This window comes from Planotetraspora silvatica (assembly GCF_016863315.1).
Classification (GTDB): domain Bacteria; phylum Actinomycetota; class Actinomycetes; order Streptosporangiales; family Streptosporangiaceae; genus Planotetraspora; species Planotetraspora silvatica.
The window spans coordinates 87673-94840 of record NZ_BOOQ01000054.1 but is presented as its reverse complement, the minus strand read 5'-3'; the positions used below and the strand labels follow the sequence as shown (position 1 = coordinate 94840).

Sequence of the window (7168 nt, the reverse complement as noted above, 5' to 3'; positions counted from 1 at the left end):
TCCGCTTCCGCGTTAGTGTCACCAGACTTCGGCGTCCTACCACTCTGATCGCGTTGCACGCGCGGGCGTCGAGGAACGAGCCCGATAACGAGCCGCTCTCGTTTTGCGGCCCATACGAGCTCTGGCCCGACCCATCCAAGCCAGCCAACGCCCCCGATCGGTGGCTTTGATCCCCCACGATCATCACCTGAGATCGCCGCCACAACGCACCGTCATGAACCCCGGGACCAAATCGGTTCTGTGCGGTGTTGTCTCCGGTGGCGCCGCAGCCAGCGGTGCCGAAGGAGGAGAAATCGTGTCGCACGACTACAGCAAGACCCCGCAGGCGCTGAGCCGCCTCACCGACAGCCAGTTCCGCGTCACTCAGGAGGACGGGACGGAGCCGGCGTTCCGCAACGAGTACTGGAACAACCACGATGCCGGCATCTACGTGGACGTGGTCTCCGGCCAGCCCCTGTTCTCGTCGACCGACAAGTACGACAGCGGCACCGGATGGCCCAGCTTCACCAGGCCGATTGTGGCCGGCGCCGTACGCACTGAGATCGACCGGAAGCTCCGGATGACCCGCACGGAGGTGCGGTCCACCGGGGCCGACAGTCACCTCGGGCACGTGTTCGGCGATGGCCCCGCCGATGCTGGCGGCCAGCGGTACTGCATGAACTCGGCCGCGCTGCGCTTCATCCCGGTCTCCGAGCTCGAGGCGCAGGGTTACGCCGCGTACCGCTCCCTGTTCGAGACGACCGACACCACCAGCACAGAGGAGCACACATCATGACCAGCGGGATCCACGACACCGGACAGCTCACCCGCACCCCCGGCACCGAAACTGCCGTCCTGGCCGGCGGGTGCTTCTGGGGCATGGAGGACCTCATCCGCCGACAGCCCGGCGTGCTGGACACGCGGGTCGGATACACCGGTGGCGAGAACGATCACGCCACGTACCGCAACCACCCCGGCCACGCCGAGGCCGTCGAGGTCGTCTTCGACCCGACGCAGACGACCTACCGTGACATCCTGGCGTTCTTCTTCCAGATCCACGACCCGTCGACGTTGAACCGTCAGGGCAACGACCGCGGCACGAGCTACCGCTCGGCGATCTTCCCCTTGACGCCCGAGCAGCAGCAAGTCGCACGGGACACGATCGCGGACGTCGATGCGTCGGGGCTGTGGCCGGGCAAGGCAGTGACGACGATCGAGCCGGCCGGACCGTTCTGGGAGGCCGAGCCCGAGCACCAGGACTACCTCATCACGTACCCGAACGGCTACACGTGCCACTTCCCGCGCCCAGACTGGGTGCTGCCCAGGCGCGCTGCGACCTCTAGCTGACCGCGCTACACCGAGGGCGCGTTCACCGCTGAAGCGATGAGCGCGCCCGCACCCCGTTCCGCCGCCAATGCCAGGCGGCGTCCGCCCCCAACGGCGATCACCGAGGAACTACCTCCGACGCACAGCAACAATGGCTCACAGATAGTGCCCCTCGAAGCGAGCACCGCGTTCTGTCTCCGTGAAGGTCAGCCCTGTGATCGCGCCCTCCGTCACAACCCAGCGCACCACGTAGGTTGCCTGGTAGTCCGGTGGCCAGAAAGACACGAACTTCCCGTCGCCAAGCACCCACGAATCGCCCTGACTCGGTCGGCCACGATCCGTGTAGGTAGTGTGTCCGTCCGAGGTGAAGACCTGGGTTGCACCGTCGCCGAACACAAGCGTCCCGGCAGTCAGTGCAGCGGACGTGTGATCAGCGTCAACGACCTCGTCGTTGCCGACCCGTAGTTCTTGAAGTGTCTCAGGCATAGATGCGCTCCTTTCACGAGCCCTACGCTGAGCAGCGTGGGGGCGGTTGGTGGATTGCACTGCACGAGGTCAAGACCGGCACCTCTCAGCGATGCTGAGCTACCCGACCTCATCAACGAGAAGCTCCGCCGCAGGGTCAGCCTCAAGCCGCTCGTCGGGGATCGGCCGACCGCTGTGCAACGAAACTCCGTAGGTACCGGCCCGCAGGCGCTCGCCGGCCCGATCGAGTGCAGCCAACCGTGCGCTGAGTTGCTCGGCTACAGCATCGTCAAGAAGCTCTTGGGCGAGCGGGCTCGCTGAATCGGAGACCGAGGTCCTCGCATCAGCGGCCGCCTCCAGGTCAGCCGCCCGCTCAGCGGCTGAGTACGTGAGAAGTTCCTTGATGCGTTCACGTTCACCCTCGATCAACTCATGTGCGCGGGCTGGGTCCATCTGAAACTCCCTGGTGGTGACGATTGGTGATCAGCGTCGGCGGCGAGACCTCAGCTGGCCGATCTTGCGGGGGCGTTCGACACCACGTGTGCGGTACCGCGCTCATCGGCCTCGCCCTCACCTCCGACGTAGTGCTCGACCGCTCTGCGCCTTGCTGTCGACTGGCCCAGATCATGTGTGCCCCTGGCACTCTTTCGATTAGTGCCCGGGAGGCCACATCTCTTTCGTCTGCTGTCACTGGCTCGCTGTGACGGCGAGTACTCGACGAGATCCGCGCCCGCGAGGGCACGATCACCGCAATCTGCCCCTTTGTAGTCGACTACCTCTCGCAAACGACCACCTACGCCGATCTGATCGAGCCCGACACCCCGGCTACTCCGATCATGCGTCCGCCGAGTCGGCGCACGAAGGCCCGTAGCTGAGACCACGCAGCCATCAGGAGATCCCTCAGAAGAGCCCAATCGCGGCCTCACGACATGGTCGCGCGACTGGAGTTCCTCCGCAGCTTCCTGGGAGGTCACCGCGGCGACCTCACGGACGAACGCGGATGACCGTCTTTCCCTGGATCCGCCCGGTCGGGTTGAAGGCGGCGACGGCATCATCGAGGGTCGCGACTTGGCCGATGTTCGTCCGCAGCCGTCCGTCACGCACCCGCTTGGCGATCTCCCCCAATTGGTCACGATCGGACACGACAACGAAGTCGACCGCCAGGCCGTCGGCCGGCCGCGCCTCGGGCGGGCCGGCGACGGTCACCAGCGTTCCTCCGGCTCGAACAAGACCCGCGGACCGCCTTCCGATGTCGCCGCCGAAGACATCGAAAACCAGATCGACTCCGCCGACGCCTTCCAGGGCGCCGTTCTCGAGGTCGACGAACTCCTGCGTCCCGAAGTCGAACGCCGTCTGACGGTGAGCGGCGCGTCCGGTACCGATGACGTAGGCGCCGGCCTCACGTGCGAGCTGCGTCGCCATCGAACCGACTGCGCCGGCCGCACCGTGCACGAGGACACTCTGCCCGGCCCGGAGGCGGCCGTGCTCGAACAAGCCCTGCCACGCGGTCAGGCCTGTCATCGCGACACCCGCGCCCACTGTGAAGTCAACGTCGCCCGGCAGCGGCGCGAGGTTGCGTGCCTCGACGACGACATACTCCGCGAGCGTGCCATCGCGAGTCCAGTCCGTGAGGCCGAACACCCGCTGTCCCACAGACAGCCCCGTTGCTCCGTAGCTGAGGGCGGTGACCACCCCGGCCAGCTCGTGTCCGGGGATCGAAGGCGTCCGGTCACGGCCAAGGCGATCGATCCAGGTCGAGGGCCACTCCAGCTCGTTCCCGGTAAATCCCGACGCATGAACCTCCACGACGACATCGCCGTAGTTCGCGCCCTCAAGGCTGGCGAGCCTCGGCGCATCCGGATCGGGCCGCTCCACCAGCTTCATCCCCGCCGTCCCCGCGGCCCGGTCCGTCACCACAATCGCCCTCATCCGGCACCTACCTGTATCCCCTCGCCTGCATGACATTTCCGGTTCACCGGTGTTGGTGGCTCCAGATCTTGACGTCTTACCACGCAGGTCGAGGCCGGCACGCGGGCCTCGACGGGGGCGGGAGTGCGGTTGGCCACCCGATGCGGGCGTGAGGAACGCTCGCGCAGACCCAGCCAGCCCTGCTCGTCATAACGGCGCACCCACCGGTGCGCGCATTGGCGGGAGATGCCCGGTTCCTTGGCGACATGCGCGACCGGCCGGCTCTCGACGCGGACGCGCCGCACCAGCAGGATCCGCCCGTGCATGCTCAGACGAGCGTTAGCGTGGGCCATGAAGACCTCCGGTTCGGTGAAGACGGCATCTCCACCAAATCCGAAGGTCTTCTTATTGACCAACCATCAACTGCGGCGTGTCATCAACCCGCCGGCCAAGTACATCTAGGAGCCGCTGATGTAGTCGGCGAGTTGCCGCTCGAGCTCGGCCTTTGGGTGGGCGCCGACGATTGTCTTCGCGAGGCTGCCATTGTGGAATACGGCGATGGTCGGGATGGCCATGACCTTGTAGCGTTCCGCGGTCTTGGGGTTCTCGTCGACGTTGAGCTTGGCGACGGTGAGTTTGTCCGCATGCTCCGCAGCGATCTCATCGAGAATCGGCGAGACCATCCGGCACGGACCGCACCACACAGCCCAGAAGTCGACGACGACAGGGGAATCTGCCGCCAGCACCAACGTCTTGAATGAGTCGTCGGTCACCGTGATCGCCTGAGTTTCCATCTTGGTCTCGCCTCCGTTTTGGCCTTGGAAATCTGCGGTGCGCAGAACCTCTACCCGGCCGGGTCTCGCAGAGACGACACCTGCCGTTCGAGCGTGGAGCCGGGATCCGCGTCACACGCCTAGTTGGTACTGCGGGCTTGGACGGTCTTTCGACCTGCGGCGGTTTCCTTCGCAGCCACCGATGACCGTCACGATCTAGAAGAACGCGGCCTTCGCAGGCGGCGCGAGGATCTCCTGGGCGTGATCTTGGAGGTTCGTCCGTCGCATCTGTTGTTGGATGGTCGGCTTGATTGGTCAGCTCTCGATCCGAACCTGGCGCCCATCGAAAGCGACATAGCCGCTGAAGTCGCGGCCGACACGGGCCGCCGCCGACTCCTTGATGTCCGGATAGGACCAAGCCCCGTCCCTGAGCACGGTTCCGCCGACCACGACGTCGTGATATTGCGCCCTCCCCTTCCAGGGACAGGTGTAGGGCGTTGGGCTGTCGAGGAGCACGCCGGCCACAACTGAGTCCGGCGGGAAGTAGGCATTCCCCTCGATCCTGACTACCGCCTCGTTCGCGGTCTCGGCCACGACGGTCTCCCCAACCACTGCCTTCATTCCGTTTCCCCTGATCGATCCTTTGGCTGGCCACATTCGCCCTCGTGACTGGCCGCGTGGGCACCAGGAAGCACCCACCCCACGCCCCTCGATGGCCTCTCCAAGTCGAGACCACCGGCGGAGGCGACGGGCCGTAGCCGGGCGATCGAGTTGGTGCAGTCAGATAGACGTTGGTATCGGGAAGGGCTCTCCTTCTTACCCGTGTCTTGAGAACGCGCAGCCGGACGGATGAGGAGTGACCTCCTCGCGTTGGCCATCCGACGGTCGCGGTTAGGCGGGACCTGGGGTTGGCAGAAACAACCACGAACTGGAGCCCGAGATGTCGAGCCACGTGCCCCGTGGTGTCCGGGCCACACGGGCGACCATCGCCTCACACTCGCGACAGCGCAGCACAGTTCCCGGTCCGCCCAGGTAGGCCTGCAGCTGTCCGAATGCTTGTGTGGCGCCGCAGCTACCGCAGCGGACAGTGACGGTGGTCGGGTCGTTTGCGAGGATCCCGGCAAACTCGCCGGCAGCGGCGTTGCCGTCCAAGACCGCGCCTGACTCGGTGCCGCCGTCGGGCGCGGCCGGGGTCGAGAGATCCGAGGTCATCGATCAACTCCTGTTGGTCCAAATCGTTCCGTGCGTATGCGATCGTCGGGGTATCCCGCCTTGCGGAGCAGGCCTGTGGCGTGGTCAACGAAGCCAGAGGAGCCGCACACGTAGACCCTGGCCGCCAAAGGCTCCGGCCACGCGGACGGAGGTTGGATGTCCTCGACCGCGAGGTGTGAGGCGGGACGGGGGTGCCCGTCGGGGACCTTGCGCGTGTAGATGAGGCGCACTTCGGCGGACCCTGGCGCGGACAGATCGGCCGACATCTCTTCCAGTTCTGGCCCGTACATGAGGTCGCGAGGGCCGCGAAGCGAATACACGAGCATCGTCGGCGTCGAGTCCCCCGCTCGCTTCCGGGCTCGCAGCATGGTGACCAGCGGCACCACCCCTGATCCGCCGGCGATCAGGAGTACCGGGCCGTCCCCGATGGATGGGTCCCCCGGCTCCCAGACGAACCATCCACCGATGGGCCCGCGCAGGTCGAGCTCGTCACCGATCTCCATGATCTCCGCCAGGTACGGCGAGACCTCGCCGTGGGGTAGGAGGTCGACGGTGACCGCGACGCAGTCGGGCGTGGCAGGCTCAGCCAACGAGTAACTCCGTTGGGCCGAGTAGCCGTCCGCGGCTGTGAGACGTACGTCTACGTGCTGACCGGGCAGATGTCCGGTCCAGCCGGGAACGCATAGAGCAAGTGTCCGGGAATGCCAGGACTGCGAGTGCAGACCGATGAGCGTTGCCTTGCGCCAGTGATTCCCTACTGACGGAGTGACTTCTACGGAGCCGTCGGCCGGGCCCTCGGTCGTGTTCGTGTCAGTCACCGGCGTGCCGCTCCTCGCGCCACGGGTCCCCGTAGTTGTGATAGCCGAAGCTTTCCCAGAAGCCCGGCTCGTCGAAGCGCTGCATCGTGATGCCGTTCACCCACTTCGCGGACTTCCAGAAGTAGAGATGCGGCACCAGTAGCCTGGCCGGACCACCGTGCTCGACGTGAAGCGGCTCTCCCTCGTACTCGTACACGATCCAGGCCTTGCCCCCAACCAGGTCCTCCAAGGGGAGATTCGTGGTGTAGCCCCCGTACGAATGCACCATCGCGTATTCGTCGTAGGTCTCGATGTCCTCGAAGAAGGTGTCGAGCGCGACGCCCCGCCACTGGGTCCCGAGTTTCGTCCACCGGGTCACGCAGTGGATATCGACGTTGATCTCCTCGGAGGGCAAGGCCATCATCTCGCCCCAACCCCACCGCCTCGGCTTGCCGCTCTCAGGCGTGATTGTGAAGCTCCATTCCTCCGTCGAGATCAGCTGCGTTGGCCCAGCCGTCAACACAGGGAATCCGTGGGTCAGATGCTGGCCGGGCGGCAGATCGACGGCACGCGGGTCGTGATGGCCGAAGAAGCCACGCGAGATTGTCACCCTGTGCTCTCTTCCAGACCCAACGGTCTCTAGTGGTGCGCGTCTCACGGTCGGGTCGATGGCGGCAGCAACCTTTCAGTGGACCATTTCGTCCAACG

At 65.7% G+C, this 7168-nt stretch carries 10 protein-coding genes and 1 pseudogene; 2 read left to right on the top strand and 9 right to left on the bottom strand.

Annotated features, from left to right (window positions below):
• Positions 1-295 precede the first annotated feature (295 nt).
• Positions 296-775 carry a peptide-methionine (R)-S-oxide reductase MsrB gene (msrB, locus tag Psi02_RS35130; RefSeq protein ID WP_239095424.1) on the top strand — a complete coding sequence of 160 codons (480 nt, stop codon included), beginning with the start codon at positions 296-298 and terminating at the stop codon, positions 773-775.
• Positions 772-1326, top strand: coding sequence for a peptide-methionine (S)-S-oxide reductase MsrA (msrA, locus tag Psi02_RS35125; RefSeq protein ID WP_203980172.1), 555 nt, complete (start codon positions 772-774; stop codon positions 1324-1326). The genes msrB and msrA overlap by 4 nt, the downstream gene beginning before the upstream one ends.
• A gap of 135 nt (positions 1327-1461) precedes the next feature.
• Here the strand turns inward: msrA and Psi02_RS35120 are convergent, their stop codons facing one another.
• The 9 genes and pseudogenes from Psi02_RS35120 to Psi02_RS35085 form a co-directional block, all read right to left on the bottom strand.
• Positions 1462-1791 carry a hypothetical protein gene (locus tag Psi02_RS35120; protein WP_203980171.1) on the bottom strand — a complete coding sequence of 110 codons (330 nt, stop codon included), beginning with the start codon at positions 1789-1791 and terminating at the stop codon, positions 1462-1464.
• A gap of 99 nt (positions 1792-1890) precedes the next feature.
• Complete coding sequence (locus Psi02_RS35115) at positions 1891-2223, bottom strand: TraR/DksA family transcriptional regulator (RefSeq protein ID WP_203980170.1); 333 nt, start codon at positions 2221-2223, stop codon at positions 1891-1893.
• Between the two features lie 531 nt (positions 2224-2754).
• Positions 2755-3699, bottom strand: coding sequence for an NADP-dependent oxidoreductase (locus tag Psi02_RS35110; RefSeq protein WP_203980169.1), 945 nt, complete (start codon positions 3697-3699; stop codon positions 2755-2757).
• A gap of 98 nt (positions 3700-3797) precedes the next feature.
• A pseudogene (locus Psi02_RS40470) lies at positions 3798-4031 on the bottom strand (leucine zipper domain-containing protein); the annotation flags it as partial.
• Positions 4032-4136: 105 nt separating this feature from the next.
• Positions 4137-4472 carry a thioredoxin gene (gene trxA, locus Psi02_RS35100; protein WP_203980167.1) on the bottom strand — a complete coding sequence of 112 codons (336 nt, stop codon included), beginning with the start codon at positions 4470-4472 and terminating at the stop codon, positions 4137-4139.
• Between the two features lie 294 nt (positions 4473-4766).
• On the bottom strand, positions 4767-5072 hold the full coding sequence (locus Psi02_RS35095) for a DUF427 domain-containing protein (protein ID WP_203980166.1): 306 nt from the start codon (positions 5070-5072) through the stop codon (positions 4767-4769).
• Between the two features lie 270 nt (positions 5073-5342).
• Complete coding sequence (locus tag Psi02_RS41220) at positions 5343-5663, bottom strand: DUF6510 family protein (protein WP_373317735.1); 321 nt, start codon at positions 5661-5663, stop codon at positions 5343-5345.
• Positions 5660-6481, bottom strand: a complete 822-nt coding sequence (locus tag Psi02_RS35090) for an FAD-binding oxidoreductase (protein ID WP_203980165.1) — start codon at positions 6479-6481, stop codon at positions 5660-5662. Before Psi02_RS35090 ends, Psi02_RS41220 begins: the two co-directional genes overlap by 4 nt.
• Positions 6474-7118, bottom strand: coding sequence for a molybdopterin-dependent oxidoreductase (locus Psi02_RS35085; protein WP_373317734.1), 645 nt, complete (start codon positions 7116-7118; stop codon positions 6474-6476). The genes Psi02_RS35090 and Psi02_RS35085 overlap by 8 nt, the downstream gene beginning before the upstream one ends.
• Between the last annotated feature and the right edge of the window lie 50 nt (positions 7119-7168).